The sequence below is a fragment of the Myceligenerans indicum genome (assembly GCF_016742955.1).
GTDB classification, from domain to species: Bacteria; Actinomycetota; Actinomycetes; order Actinomycetales; family Cellulomonadaceae; genus Myceligenerans; species Myceligenerans indicum.
The window spans coordinates 1-26557 of the sequence record NZ_JABBYC010000011.1 but is presented as its reverse complement, the minus strand read 5'-3'; the positions used below and the strand labels follow the sequence as shown (position 1 = coordinate 26557).

The following is a 26557-nucleotide window of genomic DNA, read 5'->3' as shown; positions in this document are numbered from 1 at the left end:
CGCGGGATTGCACGAAGGAAGATTGCGTAAACCCGGCATATCAGCTCTTCACAGCCCCACCGCGGACGGAATCCCCGTCCAGGCCCAGCCCATGGAACAACTCGTCCTCGGACACAACCTCCGGCGCGACCACCGCGTCCTTGAGCAACGTCTTGCTCTCCAGAAGCCGGTCGAGGTTGACGTCGAAGGAGTCACGGTCGGGGTGGATCGCCATCGGCAGGTACACGTGCACCTCCCGTGTCTGCCCGATGCGGTGGATGCGGTCCGTGGCCTGCGCCTCCTTGGCCGGGTTCCAGTGCCGCTCCAGATGGATCGCGTGATTGGCCCCCACGACGGTCAGCCCCACGCCCACGGCCAGTGGCGACATGATGATCACGTTGAATCCGTCGGCAGCCTCGAAGCGGCGGATCAGCGTCTTGCGTGTCGCCCCGCCGCCCGCCGACGTCGCCGCCGTGTCGCCGTTGACGACGCTGACGGTCAGGCCGTACCGCTCCATCAGCCACCCGGCGAGCGCCCGCTGGACCCGCTTGTCGATGGCGAAGACGATCGCCTTCTCACCGCGCCGGCGTACGTCGTCGAGGGCGTCGAGCATCCCGTGCATGCGCGCCGAGTCCAGCATGGCCGCCGCGTCAGCGCTCAGCGGTCCGGACGAGTCGGCTGTCGCGGAGGGATGCAGGCTGACCCCCTTGAGCTGCTGGAGCGCCTTGAGCGCGGCGCCCTTGACGCCGCCACCAAACGTCCGGAACCGATGCAGGACGTCGTCGTAGGCGTCCACCTGGACCTGCGGCATGGCGAGTGGGACCTTGTGGACGGACTTGGCCGGCAGGTCGGTGAGATGGTCTTCCTTGACGCGGCGCAGCATGAACGGTCCGACGGCGGCGCGCAGGTCACGCCCGAGCTCGCCCTTGGCCGCGCCGGTGGCCTCTTCCATGGGCGCGATCCAGCGGGTACGGAAGTCGGGGTAGGCACCCAGCAGACCGGGCTGGGCGGTGTCGAGCAGCGACCAGAAGTCCTTGAGCTCGTTCTCCACAGGGGTGCCGGTGGCCAGAAGCTTGAACCGGGCGCGGAGCCCCTTGGCGGCACGTGCGGCCAGCGTCTCGGGGTTCTTGATCTTCTGCGCCTCGTCCATGACGACGACGCCCCAGTCGACCTGGCCGAGCGAGATCTGGTAGCGCTGCAGTGTCTCGTAGGTGGTCAGAACGAGCCTGTTGGGCATGTCGAGCCGGGTGGCGCCGTAGGGGCGCTCCGTGGGCCCGGGCCCGATCCGCAGGCTCGTCCGCTGTGCCACGACCTCCTTGCGCACGATGCCTTGCGCGTCGAGGTCATCCGCCTCGACGGCTGTCTCTCGGCGTACGCCCAGCAGACGGTACTGCTTGAGCCCAGCGCCCTGGAGTACCACGACGTCGTCGAACGGCGACTCCGGGAAGACGCGTGCGAGCTCATCGAGCCAGTTCTCCACGAGAGCAACAGGAAGGACGGCGAGCGTCGGGCGGGCGTGGCCGGCCGGGCCATGGTTCGGATCGTCCTGCTCGGCACGCAGCGACTCACGCAGGGCGACAAGGGTCATGAAGGTCTTGCCCAGGCCCATGTCGTCGGCGAGGATCGCGCCCTGTACGCGTGCCGGGTCGTCGCCGTCGGCCGCGAGCGCGGCGTGCATGAGGCCGGTCATCCACTCGATGCCGTCGCGCTGATGGGGGTAGGGCGTGAAGTGCAGGTCCTCGCATGCGACGGGCTTCCGCGGTATCGCCCCGCGGGCGGCGACGCGCTGCTGCTCGGCGAGGTCGGTGGTGTCCTTGAGGATCACGCCGACACGGACGGAGTCGGGCTGCTCGCCGGCGGGGGCCGTGAGGCTTCCGGCCAGGTCGGCGCCGAGTTCTTCGAGTCTCTTCCGCGAGGCTGCCAGTGCTTCCTTCACGCGGCTGCGGTCGGCGATGTCGACCAGGTCGTCGCCCAGGGTCAGGACCTCGCGGTCCTGCTCCCACGCCTTACCGACCTGCTCTTCGATCTCCGTGTGCTCAGGAAGTGTCCGGGCCTTGCCGGCGAGGGCCTCCGGCCCCGCGACCACGTCGCGGGCAAGCCACGTGAGCCCGCTCTCCGCGGCCTTGGCGAAGGTGACCGGCGCAATCTTGCCGATCCCCTTGACCCGGTATCCGAAGCCGAGTTCGACGTCGACCAGCTCCGGGTCGAAGAAGTCACCCGGCGCCGCGAAGAAGTCGTCCCGTTGCTCGGCCGGGATGTGGGGGTTCTGCCGCACCTCGTCGACAGCGCGGCGCTCCTGGTCGTCGAGGAGCACGAGGTCGTCATCGATCCGCAGCACGCCGCCGTCGTTCGTGGAGTCCAGCTGATGCCAGCGGCGGGCCGCCTTCTCGGCGTCGACTCCGGCGCCGAGGTCCGGCTGGACGTCGAGACCGCCGTCGGGCCGCTCGTCGACGATCAGTCCGACCCGGTCGGGCTGGACGACGCGCCGTCCCTCGAGCTGGCGCAGGTCGAGGTCCAGGACCGGGCCCTCACGGTCGGGAGGGCCGGCGTCAGGCACATCGTCCATGGCTCGGCGCAACTGGGCGAGCAGGCGGACGTTGCGCGTCTCGGTGCGCTCCTCGACTGCGAGCCCTGCGTGCTCCTCCACCGCGCGGACGGCGTCGAGGGCAGCGGGAGCGAGCCGGTATCGGCGCGTTCCGACCTCGATGAACGGCCCCGTGCGCCGCACGGGCTGCGGGTATCTCCCGTCGACCGCCTGGAGTTCGACGACGAACCGCGAGCTGGTCGTGGCGCCACGAACCGCGCCGGTGATGCTTCCGGGGAAGGCGTCCGGAACTCCGAGGAAAGCCGCCTCGTCGGTATCCAGTGCTGCGACCACGCCGTCGGTCACGACGAAGCCGTCGGAGACCTCCAGCGCCACTCCCTGCTCGGCCAGGGCTTCCAGGGCCAGGAGTTGGAGACGGCTTCGCGGCGACCCGATGCCCGAGCGGAGCCCGGCGAGCGCCTCGGGAGGAAAGGTGAAGGCGACCATGCCGTCGCGGGGCTCGACGGTGAACCCGGCGTCGTCGGCCTGTTCCGTCTCGGCGGCGTGGCCGCGCAGGAGGTCTCGGAGTCTCATCGGCTTCATCCCCAACGTCGCCGGTATGTGGTGTGGGTGGTGGCGGACAGTTCGCGGCGGCGTTGCTTCTCGAAGTCGGCCGCGGAGTAGACGGCACGCGGGTCGACCGTCACGCCGATGGCCTGGAGGAAGGCGAGCGCCTTGGGCTGCCAGATCTCGTTGTGCCGGTAGTTGACCTGCCGCCCGTCGCCGTGGATCTGACGGTGTCTGCCCGGCACGGTCTCCCTGAAGTCCGTCAGCGTGTACGTGCGCTGTCGGGGGTCGACCAGCATGGGCACCGGGTCGCCTGCATACAGGTAGATCTGGAAGTTGTGCGACCCCTCGACGACCGTGAAGCCGTCACAGGTCAGCACGACCACGGCGGTTTCGGCCGCGTTGGCGCCGACGTAGCGCGCCGCGTCGACACGCGCGCCGCCGCGGGCACGGCGTGTGATCCCCCGGCGCACGTCGTCGCCGAGAACGAGACGCACCTCGCGGACGAGGCCGCTGCGGTAGAGGCCCTTGAGGAATGTGGTCCGCGCGGGAAGCATGCGCTTCATTCCGTCGCTGCCGTGATGCACGGCGTAGTCGTCCAGCGCGTCGAAGTACACCTGGAGGTCGGCGCCGACCATCCAGTGTGCAGCCCGCTCGGTGAGATGTGCAGGAATCTCTGCCCACCACCGTCGCCACTGCGCGGTCTCACGCAGCCGGGGATCTCCGCCGATGGCGGTGATCGCTTCCAGCCACTGTGCCGACGGGTCCTGCACGATGGGCTTGTCGCACAGGGCGGCCAGCAGTGCGTGCCCGAAGGACAGATCGTCCTCGGTCTCCGCGGCCGTGACCGCGTCGCGGGTCACGTCCCCGAGGAACGTGTGGCCTGCGGCGGTGTGGTCCGCGCCGGCGATCGCCACGAGGTAGTACTCGCGACGGAGGAGGATTCCGAAGCGGCCCTCCATCCCGGCGACGCCAACGCTCCGGAGGTGATCGTCCAGGCTCCGGCCGATCGACGTGAGATGGAGTGCGAGAGTTCGCGGCGCGTCGGCCGGCAGCCAGAATCGTGGTTCGCGGGCGATGGCGTCGAGAGGGCCGGCGAGGTCGCCGTCGTCGGCGATCTGACGTGCGGCTTCGTACAGCGTCCCGCCGACTCCGGCGAAGAGCCCGGCACCGACGCGGTCGAGCCGGTCGAAGATGCGCCAGAACAGGGCCGCGAGAACCATGGTTGTCTGGCGTCGAGGCCGATCCAGGAGGTGCGTTCGGGCAACAGGGAACAACCTGGGCAGGAACGCCCAGGCCATGTCGTCCTTCACCCACACGGTGAGCAGTGCGCGCAGGACTTGCGGCTCCCCGAGGCGCTCTGCGACGGCATCGATCGCACCCCGGGTGAGAAGGCTGCGCACCTGCGCGACGACGTCGGCGAATCTCTTGCCGGCTGCCCCTTTGCCCTGCGCGACATCACCGGCCTGCTCCGCCAGCACCGACCAGTGCCGCGCGGTGTCTGCGGGCCAAGGGGGAACCGAGAACGCGACGTTGCGCCGGAAGGCGTCCGCCATCAGTCCTCGGTCCCGTCGAGCCCGGCCTCGTGCTCGATGATCTCGGCGAGATCATCCGCCGTGGGCCGCACGACCGTGAATCTCAGGTCGATGCGCCGGTTCTTGGCCTTGGCCGCCTCCGTCGACTGGTCCGGCTCGACCGGGCGGGTCTCCCCGTATCCAGATACCGAGAAGAGAGGCTCCCCCGCTTCGCTGCGAAGCGCCTTCAGTTCCTTCGCGCCGGGACCCGACTCCCAGACCCTCCAGAGCGAGATCGCCCGGAACGTGGACAGGCCCCAGTTGCCCGTGCCGTCCAGTCCGGTGTGGGGTGTGTTGTCGGTGTGTCCCTCGACGAACACCGTGTCGAGCACGCGGTATCGGTCGTCCTTCGCGACAACGTCCGCGACCACCTGTCCGATCGTGAGCGCGGTCTGTCGCCTGGCGGACGCGATCTCGTACGACCCGGAGTCGAAGCCGAGCAACGAGGTGGGGATGCTCAACACGGAGGACGTCTCGTCGACCTCGACCCGGATGCCGCGCCGGGCGAGCTCCTCCTGGATCTCGGCGAGCATCTGCGCGCGCACCAGCTCCGACGCGCGGACCGTGTCGATCTGTGCGGTGAACATGGCCTCCTGCTCCTCCACGGTCTGCTGCGTCTGCACGAGATCCTGCTGCTGGTCCTGGAGGCGAATGACGACCACCATGAGCGTCAGGACGAACACGAACAGCAGCGCCGACATCAGGTCCGAGAACGAGATCCAGTAAGGGTTCTCCCCCGTCTGCTCAGTTCTGCGCGTCCGCGGCGTCCGACGCAGCACGGGTCACCTCCTCGACGGCCGGAACGGCCTGGGTGACGACGGCAGGGGTCGCCGACAGGTGGGCGACCGCCTCACCCAGCGTGTTGGTGTACTCGCCGAGGCGCAGGTGCAAGCCGTCGAACTGCTGGCCGGAACGGACCGCCGAGGACTCGAGTCCCTCCACGAGGTCGGCGAGCGCCCGGGTGACGCGTGTCATCTGGTCGGAGTAGTCCCGGGTGTGCGTGTTCCACTCGGACATCCGGTTCTCGACCTGCTTGCTGACTTCCCGTTCGTAGTCGTTCAGCCACTCGTTCACGGAGTCCGTGAGCGCCTTGAGCCGGCTCTGGAGGTCGGTGAAGCCGTTGTTGACCTGGCCTGCCGCCTCGCCGATGCGGTCTGCGGCGGTGAGCGTCGTCCTGGAGAGCGACTCGAGGCTCTCTCCCACCTGGGCGGCGGTCGTCACCGTGCCGGCGGTGCGCTCGCTCAGCTCGTCGAGCTTCTCGACGCCGTCGGCCACGGCGTCGCCCAGGGCTCCCGCCGAGCGGTCGAAGATGTCGGCGGTCGCGCGGAGCTTCTCGGACACAGGACCGAGGCCGTCGCCCGCCTCCTTCAGACGCTGCGTTGCCTCGTTCAGGTCGGTGACGATGCGCGGCAGGTGCTTGTCGAGCAGCTCGACCTGGCGGGCGGTCGCTTCCGCCATGCCGTTCAGCGTCGAGGAGAGCTCCGTCGTCGCGTTCTCCAGCCGGGAGGCAAGGCTGCTGCCCATCATCCGGAACTCTTCGGTGAACTTCTCGACCAGGACCTCGAAGACCTCGCTGGACTGGACCGCCGCCTGGGCATGGTTCCGGGCGACGACCTCCTGGAGCTTGTTGCCGATCTTCTCGGCCATGTCGTCCAGGGCCTTGGCCGAGTCATCGGTGTGCTGCTGGATGCGCAGCAGCGACTCCTCGGGTGAGTGGTTCTCGAAGAGGCCGTCGATCGTGCGCTGCACGTCCTTGATACCGGCGTCGAGACGGTGCTCCACGATCCGGTGCACCACGGTCAACGCCAGGCTGAAGAACACTCCCCAGAGCGACGACACGAACGCCGCGCCTGCACCGGCGACGAGCCCGTTCAGACCGGGCATCATGTCTGCGCCCGTGGATCCGCTCAGGTCGAGTCCTCGCAGACCGTATGCCAGGCCGGCGAAGGTTCCCAGCACACCGAGTGCGGTCAGGATCGACGGCGCGGACGCAAGGAAGCGGTTGTGCATGACCTCGGGTGCCAGCGCCGCGGTGCCGAAGAAGGTCTCCGCGTTCTGGGTGTTCCACAACCGGCTACGGTCCGGCGAGGACACGAGCGTTTCGTCGAACTCGCGCCATGCGTCTCGGACGTGATCGTCGGCCGCTCCGTCCGCCAGGGCAGCAAGCTCGCCGCGACGCACCGCGAGGTCGTCCTGCCTGAGACCACGCAGAAACTGCGAGAGGTGAACGATGCGTCGCCGGGCACGGTGGCCGCCACGGAGAACGAGCCACATGGCCAAGAAGAAGAGCAAGGCAACCAGGGCGCACACGACGATCGATATCGGGCCGTGAGGCCAGAATGCCTCGAGCGGGGACTGCAAGGACATGGCAGGTGGGCTCTCCTTCACAGGGATGCGAGGTGCTGGCCGTCGCGCGCGGACACGCGGGCGATGCGATGCATCGGATCCTATCTGCCTGCATCGCACCTATATCCACTGATGTGAGGCGAATTCACCCGGGTGAATTCAGGCGAGACGGCGCGCGGGTTCCTGCCTGCGCAGCCCGCGGAACGGCGTCAGCCGCGGATGCTGTCTCTCGTGATGGAGCCTGCCACCCCATCTGGTGGCGTTCCTGACGCAGGTCAACGACCCGATCGCGGCCCGCAAGCGCAACGCTCTGGGGCGACGAACGCCATCAGCTGTTCGTATCGCAAGCGTTGATCATCGAACCAGGCCGTGTCAGGGTGCACGATGATCCCAGCGCAACTGCCGGAGTTTGCATCAACGGCAAGTAACAGAAGTTCCGGGTATCGCTGTCCACCCACCTCGATGTCGGTCACATCGAGCGACAATCCCATCCCCCTCGCGTGGCGCCGCCAATGTGTCGCTCGCGAGCCTTCTACCGAAGCAAGAAAATCACGGTAGCTCGTCAGGTCGGCCACACCCAGCCGAGACGTCCTGGAGCCTTGAACGAGCTCCGTGTCGATGCGAAACTCAACGTCCAGGCCATGACACCCGCCGCCCTCACGCGGGATGATATTCACGACATCCAGCGCAACCCTTCCACCTTCGCCGACGAATTCCGCCATACGGTACGGAGTTCGCAGCTTTCCGGGCGGGCGACTGAGCGTTGACAATGAACAAACTCCTTGGACTTGAGACCCGAGAAACGGGGACGCCCGAAGAACTGTCAGACCTCACTGGCGATATGGCCGCGGAACTCACCGTCCCGCCGCAGGATCGCCACCCCGCCCCGGAACGGGTCGGGGGGTTGAATCGGTTTCAGGGTCCCTGCGTGCAGGCCTTCGGCGGAAGACCATCACTCACCCTTCGTCTTGGGGTCTCGTCAGCTCCGCAGGCTTCACGTCGGTGTACTCGCGCTTCTTCTCTCCTGCGATAAGGGCGGCTCCTCGACGTTCCAGCTTGTCGCGTTCCGCATCCGGGATCGCCATTGACTCGGCAAGCACAGCAGCGAGCCCGTCCACGTGTGCGTCGTCGGTGTCATAGCCGAAACGCCACTGGATGTTCTCCTCGCGCGTGATGAGGTCGACCGTCGAGAGTTCACCTCCGTCGCGCGCGGTGACTGCCCGGACATATCGCACTTCATCAAGGGGGATGTCCTGACCGATCTCGCCCTGCTGCCGGAACGCGCTCGTCTGGGCGACGAGGATGCGGCGATCCGTGACAGCGACCAGCGTCTTCACCGACGGGTTGTCGACCGCGCCAGCTGTTGCGTCGCGATCCAGCTTGCTCAGAACGCTGTTCCCGACGGTTCTGACAACATCACGCACATCGGGCTGGTACGGGAAAGCGAGACAACGCAGGGCTTCGCCATCCTGGATGAACCATTGCAGAAGGCGAAGGTAGGGCTCATGGTCAAGCCCCGTGGGCGCGCAGACGACACCTGGCGCCTCGAGCGGTGTGCTTGGTGGACGCAGCGCGTCGGCAAGCGGAGCGATCGCCTCAAGAAGCCGGGCAGCGGTCAGACGGGCTTCCTTCGAGTCCTTGCGCTTCTGCATCATGGGCATCGTCGCCGGACCTGGGAGTTCAGCGATGATCCGCAGTTCCCGCGTCAACGAACCGATCAGGTCCGCCGCCGCTGCCAGACCGGAGTCGAGCACCTCGCGCGTGTTCTCGGCGATGATCTCGACCAGCCGTGCCTCGTCCGCATCCTCGGCTCCTGCGGCCCGGGCCCGGGCGGCGTGGAGCGCCTGATAGCCGGTCCATGCCTTGACCGAGGACAACAACGCGAAGCTGTCGAACACGATCGCCTCGGCGTTCGTCTGCAGGTACTCACGACGAGCACGCGTCTCGAGCTGATCCAGCTGGCGTACATGACCACCGACGTTGCGCCGGTACAGGTCGAGCTGCTTACCCAGGTCCGCCTTCCGGGCCGCAACGGTGTCCCACAAGGTCCCCGGTACCGCCCCGACCTCCCCCACCTTGGCGACCGCGTCATCGACAACGTCGACCAGGCCTGTCAGTTCAGCCCACTGCTCGTGTCGGATCGCGGTCAGCACCTGGCTCGTCAACGCGATATTGGACCTGACCAGACCCGTAATCTCGTTCAGGGTCATCTGCAAGGCGACCATCGCCAGCACAGGCCCGATCGCGGCGGCCGCCGATGCCACGCTCACCGTCGCCACAGGGATGAAGCGGGCCTGAGCAAGACCACCCGAAGTGACCACGGTCCCGAGGTTCGCGCCGCCCTTCGTCGCAAGCGTCCCACCGGCCTTCAACAGAGTCTGAGTCGCATCACTCAGCCTGTAGAGCCCTTGCGCGCTGGACATCGCGGTCCCGAGGTTGCCGCCCACCCCTGCGGCAGTCGCAACCGAAGCGAGCGCCGTGGAGATCTGCTTGCGGTCCCTGGTCGGCACCAGACCGAAGTCCAGAAGGTCAAGTTCTGCCGGGACCTCACCGAAGACGACGGCAACCCCTGGGAGCGTCTCCACAAGGAGCGTCGACACCGCCGCGGAGTCGCCATCAGAGCCGGACGTCGCGCGCCGTTCATCGGGTGAGGCAATAGCATCGCGCCGGCCGTTCGTCTCATTCGCGGCTGGCTCCGTCGAGGCCGAAGAATCCTGCATGCGATCTCCTCTCGCACAAGCATGCAACCACTGGAAATGCCACCGATCGCTGCCTGCGAGCCTACTGCGCCTACCTCGCAACTCGGCGAAATCTCACGTCCCGTCGTGCCACGAACCTCAACTTCACCCAGCGGACCGTCGCTCCGCGCGATGACGAGTCGACCGGTGAGTCCCTCCTGTTGCCTTCCTTGGTCGAGTTATCGCGATGACTCACGACAAGCCGAGCACGATCGTGATGATCGTTCCGGCAAGCCCTGCCCCGGCGATCACCGTGAGGAGGGTCAGGGCGCTTCGCACCTTGGCGATGCTCGTGGTGGTCCCGTTGTGGTCCCGGTGGTGCGTGGCGGAGAGGTCACGGACCTCACGCGACAGCGTCTCACCAAGTCGCCTCGTCGCGGCCTGCTCCTCACGGAAGATCTCGAGCGCCCCTTTGATGCCGGCAAGTGCGTGCTGGAGCCGGTCGAGGTCGGCCGCGTGGAGGCGGCGGGTGATGCTGCGCAGGTCACGGGAGACGTCACGCAGCTCGGAACCGGTGTCGTAGAAGGCGCTGGCGCCGGCCTGGATCGCCTTCTCTGCGGCTTCCAAGGCGTCGGCGCGCTTGTCGAGGGCGTCGGCTGCCTGGGTGAAGGACTCTCCGCGGCGGACGAAATCGGAGAGGGCGCGCTCGACGGTGGTGAAGTCGTCGATAACTGCTTCGAGTGTCGTGTCGTCGGACGTCATGGAAACCTCGTCAGGTCGTGGGGCATGGCGGTCACATGGTCGGGGGTGTGCTCCAGGCCGCCGCCGTCCGTCCAGCCCATCGGTGGACACGCCGGGCCAGTACCGTGCGCAGTTCCGCAGGGTCGGCATCGCCCTGCCGGGCCGATGCCAGGACTTCCTCCTCGACCGGTTCGAGGAGATCTGCTGGAAGGCCGGTCTCGTGGGCGATCTGCCACACCAGCGCCAGGCTACGACGGCCTTGACCATCGAAGTCGGAGCGTAGCTTCCGTGTAATCCACCTGAACAGCTTCAGTGCGTCGTCGTGGCCGACGCCGAACTCACCAAGTCGGGCGAACGCGGACCGGAGGTTGACCTCGACGACCTCCGGATCGAGGTCTCGCCGAAGCGCCTCCCCGACCCCCCGGGCCACGCGGAGAACGGGCTGGTCCGGGTAGGCCTGAAGCTGGCGAGCTGCGGCACCTGCAAGCTCAGAGGGGTCGTCGACCTTGGCTGCGTCGATCTCGGCCAGTGCCGATGTCACGTCGACGCCCTGTCTCGCCGCGACACGCACAAGGACCGCCGCTATGAGCCCGTCGGAGAGATAGCTACGGATCGCGTCGCGAACCGCAGTGTGCCGCCTGGTGTCGTCCTGATCCCGCCCCAGGCGCGTGAGCCGGTACATCTCTGCCAGAGCGTGCACGCGGGCGGGTTCCACGACGCCGTAGATCATGTTCAGGAGGTGCCGCAGATGATGCTCAGCCCTGCGGTCGACGGACTCCGGTGCAACCGAAAGCGCCTGCCGGTGGGCACGCAGCCTGCCGGGGTCGATGCGGTCGGCGAAGTCCAGGAGCGCCCGGTCGAGGCCCTCAGGTGACAGGTCTCCGAGGTCGATCGTGAACTTTCGCGACCCGTACTCGATCGTGTAGTCGTCGACGACGCCGATCATCGCCAACCGATAGAGCGCCTTCTCCTGATCGCCCGACGTCGGCTCCAGCGGTCGCTTCTCGCTCTGCCACTGACGTTGGAACTCCGGTTGTCGCGGGATCTCGACACGAGCGAATGATCCCTTTGGCAGGAGGCGGCGAAGCAGCGTGCTGGAGTGACGGAACTCCGTCTCCTGGCCCTTGAAGCTGTTGTTGAGGAAGTAGAGCTGCCTCTTCAGGTCGCTCTCAGGCAGGTTGGCGGCTGACTTAGCGCGTTCTTCCCGGTCGGCCAGCGGGTCCAGAACGCTTCGAGTGCTGTCGTCGTCAGACGGAAGGCTTGTGACCAGAACACACTGCGAGTCCAGGCCGTCGCGCCCCGCGCGTCCCGCTTCCTGCGCGAAGGACTCGATCGAGGAGGGGAAGCCGACGTGGACGGTCCAGCGGATGTTCGGCTTGTCCACGCCCATACCGAACGCTTTTGTCGAAATGAGCATCGCAGTCTCGTTCGACAGGAAACGAGCCGCCTCCACAGACTTCACGCTCTCCCACATCGCAGTGGAAGTGCCCCTGGGTGGCGAGCCGGAGTACAGGCCGACTCTGCCCTTGATCAGCAGCTCCTCTTCTGGCCCGTCCTGAGCGATACGGTCATATCCTGCGACGACAGCGCCCTCAACTGCCTTCAGCCCGAGGCTGCCGTTGACATGGGGCGTGAAGATCAGGCCCGACCGTGTGTCTCGGCGTGCCAAGGCGACGAGCTCCGCAGCCGTACAGCCGAACCGGTCGGGAAATGTGGTGGTGATGACCTCGGCAACGTCCGCGAGGAGACGCTCTTCGTTCGAATGGACGACGTCGAAGGTGAGGTTCGTGCGGTCGAAGTTGTCAGCCCGGTGCAGGTGAAACGGTTGCCCAGGCCATTCGAGTTCGCGGCGCAGATCGCGCAGGACCGCAGGGCTGGCCGTCCCGGTCAGCGCAAGCAACGGCGGCAGAACGTCGTCGTCCCCGCTACACAGCAACCGCAGGTTGCGTCCGACACGCAGGTACGCAGCCCGGAAGTCGTGACCCCACTCCGAGACGCAATGGGCCTCGTCCACGACCGCGAGATTCACCATCAGGTGCTCAGCGACCTGCTCGAGGGCCTCGCGGAAGGCGGCCGTCTGTAGCCGTTCGGGCGTCACGAACGCGAACGCGGCACCGCCGTCGGTGATCAACTCGAGGATCGCGGCGGCCTTAGCCTTGTTCGCGATCCGACGGGCGTGGATGGCCACCACCCGGTCGATCCCGTCGGCGCGAAGACGGCGTTCCTGGTCGTCGATGAGCGACACGATCGGATCCACGACGAGCGTCAGGCCCGGGCGCAGCAGGCCCGCAATCTGGTAGATCAACGACTTGCCGGCGCCAGTGGGCAGCAGCACGCAGGCGTCCTCGCCCGTCAGGATCCGCTGAACGGCCTCTCGCTGACCGGGCCGGAAACCGTCATAACCGAACAACCACCGTACGAGGACGTCCAGCCCTCGGTCTACATTCGGCTGGTCGGTGGCCTGCCGCCGGGTCCGGGACACGGCCGGTATCCACGCGAGATCCACCGGCAGATGTGCACCGCGCACGACGGCGGTGGGTACGTCGTCGACCTGCGGCAGCACCGCGTGGGGTGCGGTGAACGGCTCCAAGACGAGGCGTGCAGCATCGACTTTCACGTCCGCGACCGGGCTCTCGCCGTCAGACTCCCTGAAGAGCCCCGTCTCGTCCCGAAGGAAACTTCGGCCGTTCACGCTGACCTGCACAGGCAGGACCGCTGCGGACCAGATGTCTGACACCGCGCCGAGGAGGTCCAGCACGTCAAGTACGGCTGGCAATGCAAGGTCGAACGGGTCGCGCACGTCGAGATCCCAGTTGCGACCGGGGCGCAGGTGCCCGTCCCTCAGAAGGAGAGCGATCGCGATCCCGACGCGGGTCACCGCCGCCGGACCGTACAGCAGCCGGGTGGTGTCCGGGTCCGCCATGCCCGCCAAACCGTCGGGAACCGCCCGCAGTCCTCGCCGCAGCCTTCCGCCGGGTGCGACGGCTTCCGGGCCTGAGTAGCGCGATGCCTTGTAGCCGGCCCGCTCGAGAGCGCCGTCTCGCGCCTGATCGACGCTTCGGGCCGTGCGGTGCTGGCTACCGTCGATCTCGACGACTACCGGCTTCGTGTACCACGGAGCGGAGACCAAGAAGTCCGCCCAGCGATCCCCCACACCATCAACCGTGCCCAGAAGAGCCTCCAGCGAGGGCTGCGGGTATACGAAGCGCGCAATCGGCGCAGCCTCCGAGACGATCGCCTGCCACAACGGTGCCTCGTAGGTCGGATCCAGCTCGAATGCCGGGTCGAGCACCAAGGGCTCCAAGACCGGCCCGATCGCCGACGCCACCACGGACTCGCCAGTCATCGCGCCGGGGCGCTCGGCCTCACTCAGCAGATCTGCAACCCGGCCGCGGATCACCGGGTTCTCACCGCGCTGCAGGATCTTCAGCAGAACCGAAGCCACGTATCGGACATCGTCCGAGACCGGAGCAGTCGCGCTCGGCACGGCGAAGCACGCCTGACTCGTCAAGCGGCGGATTCGGCCCCGCACGTCGTCGGACAACCCCGCAGGCGGATCAGCAGCTTCATCGAAGGCCAACCGTCCACCGGCCGGGGTGTAGAGCAGCGACCAACCGGGTCGGAACGACCGCTCTGCCCACACGACCCGACGTTCCACCAGCCGCCTCTTCGTCAAATTTCCGGAGACCTGAATCGTAGCGCTGATTTAACACACTTCGTCACTATCTGGTGGACAGGCGCCACGTCGAGTGGCCGGCGAACACTGGCTCTCTGACAGACTCCGCGCATGATCACGAGCGAAGCGAACCGAAGGGCAAGCAGAAGCAAACAGGCGGCGGAGGTCTTCGGCGACCAGGCCGATGCGGCGCTCGATGCGCTCGCACTACTCGACTTCGCGTGGCACGACTGCTACGGAGAAACGTCTCCGCCAGAACGAGTCGTTGAAGACATCTGGATGGTGTCCGGGGGCGACCTCGCGCAGTTCATCCAAGCTGCCTACCTGGCCGTCATCGACTTCAGGGATCTTCGAGTGGGCGCCGATGCAATGCACGGCTGACGCGGCCACATGTCGCTGTCCCGGGTGCGCTCGGTGAGGTCGCACAGCACCAGCCGGTTGCGACTCACTGCTTCCAAGTGGCATGGGTCGCCGGCGAACTCGCGCCCGTAAGCAGTCGACCCCCAGCAACGGAAAGTTGAGCGGCCGGAGCGGCCGACGGCGAACTAGACCGAGTTTCACCTCCTGCTCCCCGAGACATCGGCGACGCTCGCGCCGATCGTCGCCGCGACGTCGTCCGGCAGCGGATACGGCCGCTCCGGTGGCAGCAGCCCACAGGCAAGGGCAGATGCGGCTGCCACAAAACGGGCCTGCCACCGATGTAGCTGCGAGGGGCTGCCGCCGCCTCCTCGGGGAACTGACCGGAGAGCCCGTTGCGCTCTGCCTCGCAGTAGTTCGCTGCGAGCTCCAGCCACCCTTCTGCCTCAGCATCGAACGGCACGAGGTTGACGGACAGCTCGACCGGAGGGCCCCCGTTCCACTCCGGTCCACGCTTCCACAGCCTGGGCCCCGTCGCGGAGCAGACTGTCTTGATGAACGTCGGCACACGTCCGCCGGGCTGGATGATGAGCGCGTTCTCGCCTCCCTCGGCCTCCCACGTGGGAAGAAGCCCGTCGCCGCCGTCCGTCATGAAGAGATAGGCCATCCGGCGCTCGTCACCGGGGATCGGGAACTGCCCGACGAACATCATCTGCTCACCGCTCGCGGCGGACTGCGGCCACTGGGGTCCGTCGAGCCACGCGGGCTGCCTACCGAGCTTCGCCCGCACGTCGACGATCGGTTCCACGGCCAGGGCGAATGCCATCTGCCGTCGCGGCCTCAGCCAAGCCGCACCCGGGTCGGCACCAAGCGCTCTCGTCTCCTCCACGGCCAACATCATGCCGGGAACCATGAAGCCCTTGGCAAGCGCCAATCGGGCCGGCCCTGACCCTTGCCGCGTAGGTGGTCAGTCGCAGTCGTCGCAGCGCCCGGTCGCGGGAAGTTGGACGAAGCACGTCGGGCACACCCGCGGCACCTGCGCCGGCGGGAGCGCACTCGTGCCGTTCTGTGCCGCCCCCGGCACCCATTCGCGATGCCTTCGGCTCAGCCCTTCGCTCGCTCATCGTCATCGGGAGGCGCCCGCAGGACTGGCCACCACGCGACTCCGAGGCGCCGGACGGGACTTGGGCCGGAGGCATGCTCGCGCCCGGTAGGCTCGCACGCAGTCGTGGCATTCTGAACAGGCATGCTTGTTCGCTTCGGCGCTTCTCGACTTCACTCGAGCCGACAGCATGGCGACGCCGGCCTCGGTACCCCGAGCATCAGGACGCTCGAATGGAGACGGTCATGAACAGCTTCGACCTGCCGGAACTCGTCGGGCGCCGATGCGCGGCCGTCAGTCGATTCGTCCACCAGTTCACGGGAGAGCCCGCAACCTCCACTGGTCCGCTTGAACTCATCTGGGACGACGGCCAGGTCACGGTTCTTGACGTGCGCTCCGACTGGACGCTGGACGTCAGCAGCGACCCATGGGTCGACCCCTACCTGGAGGCCACTCCGCCTGAACGGGAGCACCTTGGCCGCGAAGTCGGCCTCTGGAGCCGAATTCTGATTGACGAGTCAGCCGATGATTTGTCCGCCGTGGTCGGCGCCAGGGTCACCGCAGCAGAGCCCTGGCACAACGAGATCGGCGAGCTTGCCGGAGCCGACATCACCTTCGATACCGCCCGCATCACTCTCAGGCAGTGGGCGGGCGACCTCGTCGTCGTCACTTCACGCAAGCCGTAGAGCACAGGCTCTGTCGACCACCGAGTTCGCACTCGCTGTTCGTCCTGCCCATCTCATCGCACCAGGACTCAGCTTCAACCGTGCGTGCGCCTTGTGTGCTCCGGGATGCCGCGTCCTCCTCCGCTGTCTTCCCGAGCAATGACCGGCCTACTGCGGCCTCAACCCAGCATGAGGGCGCGGCGGCCCTTGTCGATGCCAGACTTCACGTTGAGCAGACTACGGCCGGACGATGGACCCGTGGTCGCTGACCCAAGCGACGGCGACCCGGTACTTCTCGGCGAGCGTGCTGAAGACTGTGCGAGCCTCCCGAGCCTGACTCCAGGCGAAGGCCGCGTAGATCAGCGAGGTGCCTACCGAATAGTCGGTCATTCGGCTCTCGAGCTCAGGGGCTTGTCGGATCTCGTCGTCCGTCGGCACTCCCGGGCCGTTCATGGGCGGGAAGATCTGAGTGAGGTCGCGGTAGAAGGCCTGCAGGTTCGCCGTCGTGACGCTGGGATCGTTGTAGGAGTGGTCCTCGGGCCACTCCGACTGAACCTCCCACCATGCCGGGAAGTCCGCATCGGTGACGGCACTCGGTTCGAACGCAAGGATGTCGTAGCTCATGGCACGCAAAGTAACCGATCAGCCGAACGCTTTGGACTTCTCGCGCACCCTGGCACGCAGGGTGCGTGAGCACCCACCGACGAACCTCAGGTCGAGGTGATGGCCCTGCCACCTGCAACGGTGTAGCCGGTGGTCGTGATGCGGGCACGGTGGGGATGGGTCGTGGCGTGGCTCATCAGGCGCCAACTGCCGTCGGCGGCGTCGCGCCCGGCTTCGATCACTGTCAACGTCGGCCCGCGAGGTTCACTCGGGGCGGTGGCATCGACGGTCCAAGACAGGTGGCGGGGCTCGGCCGCCGAGAGTATCGCTCGCGAGCGGGCAGGATCGATGCGGTCTTCCCCAGGGGCGAGGTGGGGTGCGGGTGTGAGGTGTTCGAGATTGTCCGTGATGCGGCCGGCGAGGGCTGGTCGGTCGCGCTTCCAACGTTGCAGGAGGTCGGCGAAAGCAGCGTCGCGCCGAGCTGGCGGGAGGTCGGCGATGGCTCTCAAGTCGGAACCTGCTCCCCGGACGGCGTTCGCCAGTGCTCGGATACCGGGCGAGGCTGCTCGCAGTGGGCTGCGTGCGATGCGGATCTCGCGCATCGTCAGACGCAGGACCCACGCGACCCGACTGGCGTCGGGAGTCAGCTCGGTGACTGGGCCGGTGTCCTGTGTCAGTAGGACTGTGTGGGGCCTGACCACGTCGGCGGCCAGTCCGGCTGCCGACAGGTGCCAATGGTGGTCTTCGAGCCGGAGTGTCGCGCGGCGGGCGTAGCCGTGGCCCTTCTTTCCGATGCCGACGGTGACCTCACCGTCGGCTGCGATCAAGGTCAGGCCGTGGCGGTCGTCCTGGTCGAAGACGAGGTCTGTGACGTCGTCGAGCTCAACACTCAGGCTCGCGTCACGGGCCCTGGGGTCAAGGAGAGCGAACCGCCGGGCAACTGAAGCGGTCACGTGTGCCGTGAGAGCGCCCCGGGTCCGCTCGACCTCAACCCTCTCGATCGACGCCTCGTGGAGGTCGTAGTCGCCAAGGACCTCGTCGACCACGCTCGGGGACATTGCCGCGGGCAGGGGACGGACCAGCCCGCGATAGTCGCGTCCCGTATCGGGCCACGGCTGCGGTGTGAGTGCCTGCATGACCGTGTCAGGGATCCCGTGCCGCGTGAACAACTCCACTCGGCCTGGTCGGACGGTCATCATCCAGACGAGGGCCTCTCGAGCACGAGATTCCTGTTCGCCAGGGGCGGGTGCCGACACGGCATGGAGGAGCTCGTGCAGGCCGTTGTGCCACATATCCGCGTTGTGGCGGATCAACGGACGGTCGAACGACTCCGGTGAGGCCGCTTCGACGACCTCCTCGATCGACCGGTCCAGAAGCTCGGTCAGCAGGTCCAACATCGACGTCACGGACCGATTCTCCCAGAACTGGGAAGATGCCCGCTGTGACACTCGACGAACTGCTCGCCACGCCCGGTCTCGTCGTCGGGCACCCTGCCGACCCCGCCGCGATCCGCGCCTGCGAGACCGCCCTCGGCCACCCGCTCCCGGGCGATCTCGCCAAAGCCCTGCTGCGAGCCGACGGGATCACCCGCGACCACGAGAACCTCCTCTGGGCGGTCGACGACATCGCCCGAACGAACACCGAGTTCCGCGACGGAACGTTCGGCGACCTGTACATGTCGTTCGACGACGCCGTCTTCTTCGGCGACCCGGCCGACGGCGACCAGTTCTTCATCGCCACCACCGGCACCCAGGACGTCTACCAGTGGGACCACGAAACAGACAGCCGCACCTGGGTCGCATCCTCCGTCACCGACTACCTGGAGCGATGCATGGCCCCGATCGAGTCCAGCACAGGAGAGAGCTTGGGGCCACCCGCGATTGGCGCGGAAGCTCAGCCACCCCGAGCGAACGCGAGGCTCTCCTCGTCCACCGACACCACGGCCTCCACCTCCACCACATCCGGGGAGCCGAAGGTCATGTACTCGGTGCCGAAGTCCTCGTCCTGATGCGCTTCCGCCCAGCCCAGTCCGACCATCTCCTCACCGCGTTCGTGGGCAGCACCAGGTGCACGCTCGTATCGGTGACCCCGTGCAGGTGGACACGCTCCGGACGCCGCCTCGGCAAGGGGTTCGTCTCTGGGGCGCGCTCCTCTCCTCCGCAGATCAGGGGAATCCCTCTCCACCGCCTTGCCAACCGAAGCCAACGGCGCCCCCGAGGAGGAGGCTGCGCAGGAGACTCAGGATGCCCTGGCTGGCACTCGCGACCGTCCGCTGAAGAAGGGCGAAGCACGACAGATCTCAGAGCAGTCGGCCTTCACGATCTCTTTTGGCGAGACCGAGAGCTACGGGGAGGACTGCCTCTCCGTCCCGGTGAAAGCCCAAGTGGACTGGGAGATCCTCGAGGAGCAAATGAAGAGCAACGGCAAGGACACGACCAACATCAGTTCGATCCCGTTCTTCAGCGTCACCACCGCTTTCGTCACTGAAGACGGCAAGTCGTATGACTCGATGCGTGGTGACGCATGCATGGATGCTTTCCTAGCGCTTGACGAGAGCCTCACCAGCGTGCAAGAAATCTACCCTCCCGCGACTGCAGCCACTGATATCAGGTTCATACAGGTACCCGAGGACGAGCGCGCGGGCGGCGCCTGGGTCGCCGAGAACTCCCTCGGGGAGAAGGTGTTCGGAGAGGCCTACTGACGGCGCTGTTCAGCCGCTCGGGCGCGCTCATGAGGTGGTAGGGGCCTGACTTGGGATGTTGCAGGTGGCAGTCACGGTTGGGCAGGTAGCGCATCGGCCCTTGGGTCCGGTTCGATCGGGGTCGTCGAGACACCGATTCGAGCCAACTGACGGGCCGATGCGCTCTCGGAGTGCCGGCGGGCCGATGCCTGCCTGGACGACAAAGTTGATCGCCGACAACGGCGGCGAGATCGATCTGGATGCGACAGATGCAGGGCGCTCGAACCGACCCATACCAGTGCGTCGCGGTAGCGGCTGGCATGGTCTTCGAAGCCGGGCTGCGCCTCCAGCAGCTCGTGCTGCATCGTGAGGATGGCATCGGCATCGAGGCGCTCGGCGAGCTCGAGGGCGGCCTCCATGGCGCGCACGTTGGCGACGACGACCTTGGCGTTCTGTGACGTCGACTGGTCGATCTCGGCCAAGGCAAGCTGCCGTGCACCGACCGTGAGGTTCTCGATCTGGGAGGACGACGTCGACTCGGTGCGGAGCAGGATCGATGACATCGGACCCAACGTCGGGCTGTCTGCTCCGAGCACCGAGCGGGCGTAGGTGTCGAACCGCGCGAGAGCCGCGGTCGCCTCCTCGGCGTCCGCGACCAGGTCCGTCGGCAGGCTCGGCACGTACTGCGCGATCGACGGGGTCAGGGTCGACAAGTACTGCCTGCTGGCCGCCGCGACGCGGGCACGGCCGTGCAACCCGTCGGGCTCCGCGCGCCAGACGTGCTCCTGGTAACCCATCTCGGGGACCTGCACCGGAAGTGTGGCCACGCCACTGGTAACACTCCTCCGAGAAGCGTTACCAAGCAGCGGGGCGCAGGCCCACGACGATGTCGTGTCGCCGGAACGGCTACGCGCCGTCATGGGTGCCGGAGCCTGATCCCAGCGGACTGCCGAATCGCGCGACGACGCTCAGCCCTGACGACGCGCGAGTTTCAATGCTGTCCAGGGTAGACACCGTGTTCGTCGAGCGAGAGTTGCACGGTCTCGGCGAACTGGATGGGGAGCCGCAGCAGTCCTGCGGCCCGAGCGATCTCCGGGGCGACGCCATCCTCTCGCAGCGCTATGGACGGCGCCGAGACCTGCATGTAAGGACCGCGTGAGTCGTGCCAGTCGTAAGCATAGAAGCCACGTCTACTCATCTCGAACGAGTCGGAGTAGTCATCGGAGCGGTCCTCTCCTCTCAGGTCGAGTGGCGTGCCGATGACGGGAAGCGCCTGAATGCCTGCGACGGCCGCTTCGACCGATAGCCCGTCGTTCAGGACCAGCCAAGGGATCGGCCCGTACCCAGCGCTGGAGATCAGTGCGATCGATCCGGTCTGGTCGAGCGCAAGGAAGTCACACTCAAAGCCATAGAGGTCATCTCTGTCCACGGCCGTGTTCATGGGGTGCATCCTGCCAGCCTTTGGGGTCCTGCCACCCGGCGTGACGTGGAATGGTGGGCTCAGTCCGACGTTACCCAGGCGCGAAACCCGCTGGGGTCAAGGCATCAGCGGCGTGGCCGGTGTCATCGTCTCCGGGCACCTGGCCGGGTTCATCGGATCGTACGACGGCGAGGTCAACCGGACGTCACCAGGTGGTCCCGGGGCTCCTCACCCAGCGCCGTCAGCGCGGTCTCGAAGTCGGACTGCCTGCTCATCGGGAATGCCGGCAGTCGACGCAGGTCACACGGCCGGATCTTGACGGCATGTTCGCCGTCGGAGACCTGAAGATCGTAGACGCCTGGTCCGCCCACCCCGGCCCTGGTGAGGCTGACCCCGCCCGGCACGCGCCGCACGGTCCACCGTGGAGCGCTGTCGCCGTAGCCCCACACCTCGACGACGTCGCGCATGACCACCAGGATCATCGCCGCAGACTTCGCCGTCGCACGCCCGCCCTGCGGAAGCTGCCCGAGCACGAGCGGCCACCCCGGCCGCAACCGCTCCACGCCCTGGACCATCCGTGCGCACTCCCTCCGAGCACCGGCCGTCGTCAGAGCAAGGAGAGCCAGTACGAGCAACAGGATCATTCCGAGGATCGCCGCCGAGCCCAGCACTCGGGAAGCGCCGCCGACGATCACGTCACATAGCCAGCGGGCCTGGGACGTCAACTCAGCAGCTCGCATCTATACGGCCATCAGCAACGGGACCACCATCGAGATCGCGCTGCCGCCCGACCAGAGCGACTGGGTCATCGAGCGGCTCAGCGAAGAGCCGTTGTGATCCGCTGCCGAGTCACGAAGAGTCGGCGTCCCGCCCGCGATCGTGACCTGCACCCCGGTCAGCATCGGAAAGGGTCGTCGCGGAACCTTCGTGCCCGGGCGCCGGCAGCCGCGCCTTCCTCCTGAGGTTCCGCCGGACCACCACAACAACGGGTACGGCCACGAGCAGGAGAACCACGAGGACGGCCAGTCCGGCGACCATCAGGACGTTCCCCACGCCCGCCAGGTGGTCTTCGACGCTCTTGTCGTCAAGGCCAGGAGGCCGTGGTCCGAGCTCGTTCTCCAGCCAGTCGTACTCGATGTTCCGCACCTCGCCCTGGTACTCGATGGTGAGGATGTCGAACTTCATCGGCAGTTCGTTCCACACCACCGTGGCAGCCGTCTTCCGCGCGGTGTCACCGTCCATGGAGTCGTGCAGCAGCACGATCGTCACGACGTCGACCGATTCCTCGGGATGTTCGAGGTACTCCCTGCGACCGGCGTGCACTCCCGCGTCGTCGAACCCGGCCGCCACGAGCTTCGACCGCACGGAAGCAATGCCCTTGAGGAACTCGCTCGACTCCCCCGCCGACGAGCATCCGGCCAGGACAATGAGTGCCGCCGCGACCATGGCGAGTACACGCCCGATCGGCCGACCTTCGATCGCAGGACCTCGCACTGTGCCGTCACCCTTCATCGTTGTCCGCGAATGGTCCCATATCGGTGCGGCGAGTCCTGAACGGATTTTCGAAGGGCTCGGCGGGACTCATGTCAGGCAAGCGAGGAGGACCGAGGGCCGCCATGGTGCCGACAGTCCGCGCGAAGCCGCCGCCGATCCACGAGCCTGGCAGGATGTCGGCTCGTGACGAGCTATTCCGCCAGGTACGAACGAGGCGAACACGATGAGGTCTGGAGCGAGCTGCGCGAGCTGGGGTCCGCCGCTCTGCGCGCGCCAATACGGGAGGACGCCGAGGCGGTCGCCCGCGCGATGGCGCTCCGAGCTCGGCACAACATCGAACTGCTCGTGGAGCGCCTGACCGGCGCCGGCTACGACTTCCACTCCAACAACGACGATCGGTCCGTCCGGCCCGCGCACACACCACCCACGGCGGAGGCAGCTGGGCTCGTGGACTGGCTCGAAGAGCAAGCCGGCCCCGTCCCACTGACCGTGGCAGCGTGGATCCGGGAGGTGGGAGACGTCTGGCTCGTCGGCGACCACCCACAATGGCCGACCAGCGAGTTGGCCGACCCCCTCGTCGTCGAGTTCGAGCACAGCGCCTACACCGACCATGACGTCCGCGACTACTACGCCGACGAGCTCCAGGTCTGGCGTGAGAATCAGGACGACGACGCCGCCGCGCGGCCGTTCGAGATCGTCTTCGCGCCCGATGACCTGCACAAGGCCAACATCAGCGGGGGTGCACCCTACGGCGTCCTGCTGCCAGCCGTGGCCGCTGACGCGCTCGTGGCCACACCCCACGTCTATTTCGTGGACTACCTCAACTCCGCCTTCGCCGCCGGCGGCTTCCCCGGCGGACTCGTCACGGAAGGCTTCGAACAACCGCCAGCCGGACTCCGCGAGAACCTCGCCCGCGACCTGCTGCGACTTTGACACCGCGGAGAAGCGACGACGCGTTGATCGTCGGCGACGACGACGGAACCTAGCGAGCAGGCAACGACTCGTCTCCCGGCCGCCATTCGCGCCGGAGCAGCCCGAACACCCAGCTATCGGACACGTCGCCGTCCACGATGCAGTCCTCCCGCAAGGTCCCCTCACGCACGAAGCCCAGCTTCTCCAGAACCCGCGCCGAGGCGAGGTTGCGGGTGTCCGTCTCGGCCTGGACCCGGTTCCCACTCAGATTCCCTCGGTGTCGCCGGTCTCGACGAGTTCGTCGACCACGTCGAGGAGTTTGCGCAGGAAGGCGTCGAGATCCGGAGCAACCTGACGCAGCACAGGCTCGACCGACCGCGTCTCGTTGCCGGTCTCCGTCGAATACACGTGGAGGATCTCTCCGCAGTCGAGTGCGAGGACGAACAGCCCACCTCCGCCGTCGGACCCGAACGTCACTACCTCCCGGGTCATGCCCTCGGCCACGACACTGGTCGGATATCTACGATCCTCGGCTTCCGAGAGCCACTCCGCCGGGTGTATCCAGTAGCCGATGTGGACGCCGGGGAGGCAGACCTCATCAATGACCTGGTACAGCGCGTCGAGTGCCGGCGAACGGGTCTCTATGGGCGATGACCCGGGACTGGCCGCTGGAACGAACTCGTTCGAAGCGGCGTCCCGCTCTTCGAGCTCGGCAGAGGCACCGTCAAGAAGACGCACAGACGCAACCATCCGGTCACGCCACCACTCCAGATCAAGGGGAGGCCGGTAGCCGAAGTCGACTTCCTCGGGCTCGTCGACGAGATCGGCGTACTGGTCGAGATCGAGCTCGGCGCCAGCACGTGCGAGCCACGCCAATGCCAACGGTTGCAGGTAGAAGCCTCGCGCTCCGACCGGGTCACGCCCATCCATGTTCTGGACGACAACGAGGCGGACCGTGTCACCGATGTGAGCCCGGGTACGTAAGCGGTCTGCGAGAACCTCGGGAAGCATCGAGACAGCCCGGGTGATCCCGTCGACTCCGGCAAACCGCGAGGCCCGCCACCACAGAGGACGGGTCCACTTCGACCACTCGAGCGGCCTCGGCGGCGCCTGCGATGGGACTCGACGAGGACGGCGGGGGACGTCTCCGATGGAATGTGAGTCGTCTGACGACGGGCCGAGTGCGTCGCACAGCTCACCGAGCGTCGCCGACCTCGACCCGACGAAGAGGTAGGCCCGCCACATGGATGGGAGTATCCCAACGCTACGGCCGTGCGAGCGACGGGAATTCACCAGCTGTGACGGTCTCGGTGCTCACCGACGATTTGCTGACGAACCGTTGCAGCTCAGTTCGTGCGGGCACCAGGAGGGCAGAAGTTCGCACGTCAGTCGAACGCCGCAACCAGACGGACGCCGTCGTCCCCGAACCTGCCGGCCAATTCCCGCATGACGGCGGAGAGGCAACCCCGTGGCATGCCGTCGCCAAGGGAGATCGCCAGCGTCATCGGCGTGTACGAGTAGCTAAGGCCGCCGTGCGTCCACGTTGCCGATCGGATGGCCGAGCCTCTGCCGCCTTGGCGGCGAGAGCGGCGAATGTGCGGGCCAGACGGGGCGACGGGGACTACTGAAGGAGCATCGCCAGGAGAGGTAGCGCGGCACGCGACCGCGCACCAGGCAATTGGGCACGCCTTGCCCAGACACGATGCTTGTCAGCGGCGAAGCTGGTGGCGCAGTGGCGAGCCGGGCATGGCATCAGCCGCGCCGCAGGCGCTGCGCGTAGACGTCCAGCACCTGGATGACCCCGGTGTGCTGGTAGACCCGATTGCGTTGCATGCCGGTGCGTTCCTCCAGTACGCCCGCGTCGACCAGCTGGCCGAGCGCACGCTGGGCGCCCATGCCGTTCATACCCATCCGCTCCATCAGGAAGTTCGCGTTGACCACCGGATGTGCAACCAGGTGCGGCAGCACCTTCCATGCCCCTGCGTCTCGCCGCACGCCAGACATCTGCTCGCGGGACCATTCCACCTGTTCGGCGAGTTCGTCGACTAGTTGCGCCCCGGAGGAGGCAGCGAAGCGGCTCGCGTCGCCGAAGTCTTCGATGATCGGCCGCGCGTCGCCGTCGCGATAGGCGCCGAGTGCACGAAAGTAGCCCTCGGTGTCGCGCAGCAGTCCGGCGGAGACGGGTGCCGCGGTGCTGGTCAGCACCCCCTTGGACCTCAACAGGGCGTGCACGATGGCGCGCCCGGTGCGGCCGTTGCCGTCGGCGAACGGATGGATCGTCTCGAACTGGGCGTGCGCGATCGCGGCTTGCACGAGGACGGGCATGTCCTCGCGTCGCATGAACGTCACCAGATCGTCCATCGCGGCAGGCACGTGCTCCGCCTGCGGCGCGATGTGGCTGGCCCCGATCGGCGTCAAGGCGCTCGAACCGACCCACACGAGCCCGTCACGGTAGCGGCCGGCGTGGTCCTCGAAGCCGGGCTGCGCCTCCAGCAACTCGTGCTGCATCGTGAGGATGGCATCGGCATCGAGGCGCTCGGCGAGCTCGAGGGCGGCCTCCATGGCGCGCACGTTGGCGACGACGACCTTGGCGTTCTGTGACGTCGACTGGTCGATCTCGGCCAAGGCAAGCTGCCGTGCACCGACCGTGAGGTTCTCGATCTGGGAGGACGACGTCGACTCGGTGCGGAGCAGGATCGATGACATCGGACCCAACGTCGGGCTGTCTGCTCCGAGCACCGAGCGGGCGTAGGTGTCGAACCGCGCGAGAGCCGCGGTCGCCTCCTCGGCGTCCGCGACCAGGTCCGTCGGCAGGCTCGGCACGTACTGCGCGATCGACGGGGTCAGGGTGGACGAGTACCGGCCGCTGGCCGCCACGACGCGGGCACGGCCGTGCAACCCGTCGGGCTCGGCGCGCCAGACGTGCTCCTCGTAACCCATCTCGGGCACGCTCACCGGAAGTGTGACCACGCCACCATCTTAGTAACACTTCTTGGAAAAGCGTTACTAAGGAGCGAGCGCAGTCACACGACGATGTCGCACCAAGACGCCCGAGAGATCAAGGCCGTCGGCTGGCGAAACGATTCGTGACGAGATGCCACTCCCAGAGGGACTAGGGCCTGTCCTGCGAATGGGCAGGTCACAGGGCCGGTAATGTCAGGGTTGTGGGTGTTGGACGCGGTGAGTTGACCGATGCGGCTTGGGCGCGGATCGAGCCGTTGTTGCCCTCGGCGGAGGGT

The 26557-nt window shown here is 67.1% G+C and carries 22 protein-coding genes; 5 read left to right on the top strand and 17 right to left on the bottom strand.

All coding sequences use genetic code 11. The annotated features are described in order from the left end of the window. Positions 1–40: 40 nt before the first annotated feature. From HGK34_RS08840 to HGK34_RS08805, 8 genes are all read right to left on the bottom strand, one after another. Positions 41–3097 carry a DEAD/DEAH box helicase gene (locus HGK34_RS08840; RefSeq protein ID WP_201846253.1) on the bottom strand — a complete coding sequence of 1019 codons (3057 nt, stop codon included), beginning with the start codon at positions 3095–3097 and terminating at the stop codon, positions 41–43. A 5-nt stretch (positions 3098–3102) separates the two neighbouring features. Beyond that, on the bottom strand, positions 3103–4626 hold the full coding sequence (locus HGK34_RS08835) for an EH signature domain-containing protein (RefSeq protein WP_201846251.1): 1524 nt from the start codon (positions 4624–4626) through the stop codon (positions 3103–3105). After that, positions 4626–5423, bottom strand: coding sequence for an OmpA/MotB family protein (locus HGK34_RS08830; protein ID WP_307815869.1), 798 nt, complete (start codon positions 5421–5423; stop codon positions 4626–4628). Before HGK34_RS08830 ends, HGK34_RS08835 begins: the two co-directional genes overlap by 1 nt. Beyond that, the gene (gene zorA, locus HGK34_RS08825; protein WP_201846249.1) at positions 5389–7011 is read right to left on the bottom strand and encodes an anti-phage ZorAB system protein ZorA; all 1623 of its coding nucleotides are present in this window, start codon (positions 7009–7011) and stop codon (positions 5389–5391) included. The genes HGK34_RS08830 and zorA overlap by 35 nt, the downstream gene beginning before the upstream one ends. A 254-nt stretch (positions 7012–7265) precedes the next feature. Beyond that, positions 7266–7712 carry a DUF5959 family protein gene (locus HGK34_RS08820; protein ID WP_201846247.1) on the bottom strand — a complete coding sequence of 149 codons (447 nt, stop codon included), beginning with the start codon at positions 7710–7712 and terminating at the stop codon, positions 7266–7268. Positions 7713–7946: 234 nt separating this feature from the next. Beyond that, positions 7947–9710, bottom strand: a complete 1764-nt coding sequence (locus HGK34_RS08815) for a hypothetical protein (RefSeq protein ID WP_201846245.1) — start codon at positions 9708–9710, stop codon at positions 7947–7949. A 210-nt stretch (positions 9711–9920) separates the two neighbouring features. After that, positions 9921–10430, bottom strand: coding sequence for a hypothetical protein (locus HGK34_RS08810; RefSeq protein ID WP_201846243.1), 510 nt, complete (start codon positions 10428–10430; stop codon positions 9921–9923). A 31-nt stretch (positions 10431–10461) separates the two neighbouring features. Beyond that, entirely contained in the window at positions 10462–14067 is a 3606-nt protein-coding gene (locus HGK34_RS08805) for a DEAD/DEAH box helicase (RefSeq protein ID WP_201846241.1), read from the bottom strand. A 129-nt stretch (positions 14068–14196) separates the two neighbouring features. Between HGK34_RS08805 and HGK34_RS08800 the strand changes: the two genes are divergently transcribed. After that, positions 14197–14466, top strand: coding sequence for a hypothetical protein (locus tag HGK34_RS08800; protein ID WP_201846233.1), 270 nt, complete (start codon positions 14197–14199; stop codon positions 14464–14466). A 64-nt stretch (positions 14467–14530) separates the two neighbouring features. Here HGK34_RS08800 and HGK34_RS08795 read toward each other — a convergent pair whose 3' ends face one another. After that, a complete protein-coding gene (locus HGK34_RS08795) occupies positions 14531–15331 on the bottom strand; it encodes a hypothetical protein (protein WP_201846231.1) in 801 nt (266 codons plus the stop codon). A 458-nt stretch (positions 15332–15789) separates the two neighbouring features. On the opposite strand from HGK34_RS08795, the gene HGK34_RS08790 reads away from it, so the two are divergent. Continuing rightward, a complete protein-coding gene (locus HGK34_RS08790) occupies positions 15790–16230 on the top strand; it encodes a hypothetical protein (protein WP_201846229.1) in 441 nt (146 codons plus the stop codon). 216 nt (positions 16231–16446) lie between these two features. Here the strand turns inward: HGK34_RS08790 and HGK34_RS08785 are convergent, their stop codons facing one another. Together HGK34_RS08785 and HGK34_RS08780 are read right to left on the bottom strand one after the other, a co-directional pair. Further along, positions 16447–16833, bottom strand: coding sequence for a hypothetical protein (locus tag HGK34_RS08785; RefSeq protein WP_201846227.1), 387 nt, complete (start codon positions 16831–16833; stop codon positions 16447–16449). A gap of 86 nt (positions 16834–16919) precedes the next feature. Further along, positions 16920–18206, bottom strand: coding sequence for a hypothetical protein (locus HGK34_RS08780; RefSeq protein WP_201846225.1), 1287 nt, complete (start codon positions 18204–18206; stop codon positions 16920–16922). A gap of 38 nt (positions 18207–18244) precedes the next feature. On the opposite strand from HGK34_RS08780, the gene HGK34_RS08775 reads away from it, so the two are divergent. Beyond that, positions 18245–18820 (top strand): SMI1/KNR4 family protein, encoded by a 576-nt coding sequence (locus HGK34_RS08775; RefSeq protein WP_201846223.1) that lies wholly within the window; start codon positions 18245–18247, stop codon positions 18818–18820. Positions 18821–19000: 180 nt separating this feature from the next. Further along, positions 19001–19513 (top strand): hypothetical protein, encoded by a 513-nt coding sequence (locus HGK34_RS08770; protein ID WP_201846221.1) that lies wholly within the window; start codon positions 19001–19003, stop codon positions 19511–19513. A gap of 71 nt (positions 19514–19584) precedes the next feature. On the opposite strand, the gene HGK34_RS08765 is transcribed toward HGK34_RS08770, so the two are convergent. From HGK34_RS08765 to HGK34_RS08750, 4 genes are all read right to left on the bottom strand, one after another. Then, the gene (locus HGK34_RS08765; RefSeq protein ID WP_307815868.1) at positions 19585–20319 is read right to left on the bottom strand and encodes a Fic/DOC family N-terminal domain-containing protein; all 735 of its coding nucleotides are present in this window, start codon (positions 20317–20319) and stop codon (positions 19585–19587) included. Positions 20320–20483: 164 nt separating this feature from the next. Next, on the bottom strand, positions 20484–20933 hold the full coding sequence (locus HGK34_RS08760) for a hypothetical protein (RefSeq protein WP_201846219.1): 450 nt from the start codon (positions 20931–20933) through the stop codon (positions 20484–20486). 173 nt (positions 20934–21106) lie between these two features. After that, entirely contained in the window at positions 21107–21556 is a 450-nt protein-coding gene (locus HGK34_RS08755; RefSeq protein ID WP_201846217.1) for a hypothetical protein, read from the bottom strand. Between the two features lie 205 nt (positions 21557–21761). After that, positions 21762–22358 (bottom strand): hypothetical protein, encoded by a 597-nt coding sequence (locus HGK34_RS08750; RefSeq protein WP_201846215.1) that lies wholly within the window; start codon positions 22356–22358, stop codon positions 21762–21764. A gap of 231 nt (positions 22359–22589) precedes the next feature. Between HGK34_RS08750 and HGK34_RS08745 the strand changes: the two genes are divergently transcribed. Then, on the top strand, positions 22590–23339 hold the full coding sequence (locus tag HGK34_RS08745; RefSeq protein WP_201846213.1) for a hypothetical protein: 750 nt from the start codon (positions 22590–22592) through the stop codon (positions 23337–23339). 243 nt (positions 23340–23582) lie between these two features. Here the strand turns inward: HGK34_RS08745 and HGK34_RS08740 are convergent, their stop codons facing one another. Both HGK34_RS08740 and HGK34_RS08735 read right to left on the bottom strand, forming a co-directional pair. Further along, a complete protein-coding gene (locus tag HGK34_RS08740) occupies positions 23583–24329 on the bottom strand; it encodes a hypothetical protein (RefSeq protein WP_201846211.1) in 747 nt (248 codons plus the stop codon). 741 nt (positions 24330–25070) lie between these two features. Continuing rightward, on the bottom strand, positions 25071–26288 hold the full coding sequence (locus tag HGK34_RS08735) for a Fic family protein (protein ID WP_307815867.1): 1218 nt from the start codon (positions 26286–26288) through the stop codon (positions 25071–25073). Positions 26289–26557: the final 269 nt, after the last annotated feature.

Bases quoted from the DNA above. Each gene is read 5' to 3' on its own strand.
- zorA (WP_201846249.1), bottom strand. From the start codon at position 7,011: ATGTCCTTGCAGTCCCCGCTCGAGGCATTCTGGCCTCACGGCCCGATA.
- HGK34_RS08800 (WP_201846233.1), top strand. From the start codon at position 14,197: ATGATCACGAGCGAAGCGAACCGAAGGGCAAGCAGAAGCAAACAGGCG.
- HGK34_RS08740 (WP_201846211.1), bottom strand. From the start codon at position 24,329: ATGCTTCCCGAGGTTCTCGCAGACCGCTTACGTACCCGGGCTCACATC.
- HGK34_RS08760 (WP_201846219.1), bottom strand. From the start codon at position 20,933: ATGAACACGGCCGTGGACAGAGATGACCTCTATGGCTTTGAGTGTGAC.
- HGK34_RS08755 (WP_201846217.1), bottom strand. From the start codon at position 21,556: ATGATCCTGTTGCTCGTACTGGCTCTCCTTGCTCTGACGACGGCCGGT.
- HGK34_RS08820 (WP_201846247.1), bottom strand. From the start codon at position 7,712: ATGGCGGAATTCGTCGGCGAAGGTGGAAGGGTTGCGCTGGATGTCGTG.
- HGK34_RS08785 (WP_201846227.1), bottom strand. From the start codon at position 16,833: ATGAGCTACGACATCCTTGCGTTCGAACCGAGTGCCGTCACCGATGCG.
- HGK34_RS08810 (WP_201846243.1), bottom strand. From the start codon at position 10,430: ATGACGTCCGACGACACGACACTCGAAGCAGTTATCGACGACTTCACC.
- HGK34_RS08840 (WP_201846253.1), bottom strand. From the start codon at position 3,097: ATGAGACTCCGAGACCTCCTGCGCGGCCACGCCGCCGAGACGGAACAG.
- HGK34_RS08790 (WP_201846229.1), top strand. From the start codon at position 15,790: ATGAACAGCTTCGACCTGCCGGAACTCGTCGGGCGCCGATGCGCGGCC.
- HGK34_RS08750 (WP_201846215.1), bottom strand. From the start codon at position 22,358: ATGGTCGCGGCGGCACTCATTGTCCTGGCCGGATGCTCGTCGGCGGGG.
- HGK34_RS08835 (WP_201846251.1), bottom strand. From the start codon at position 4,626: ATGGCGGACGCCTTCCGGCGCAACGTCGCGTTCTCGGTTCCCCCTTGG.
- HGK34_RS08815 (WP_201846245.1), bottom strand. From the start codon at position 9,710: ATGCAGGATTCTTCGGCCTCGACGGAGCCAGCCGCGAATGAGACGAAC.
- HGK34_RS08775 (WP_201846223.1), top strand. From the start codon at position 18,245: ATGCCCGCTGTGACACTCGACGAACTGCTCGCCACGCCCGGTCTCGTC.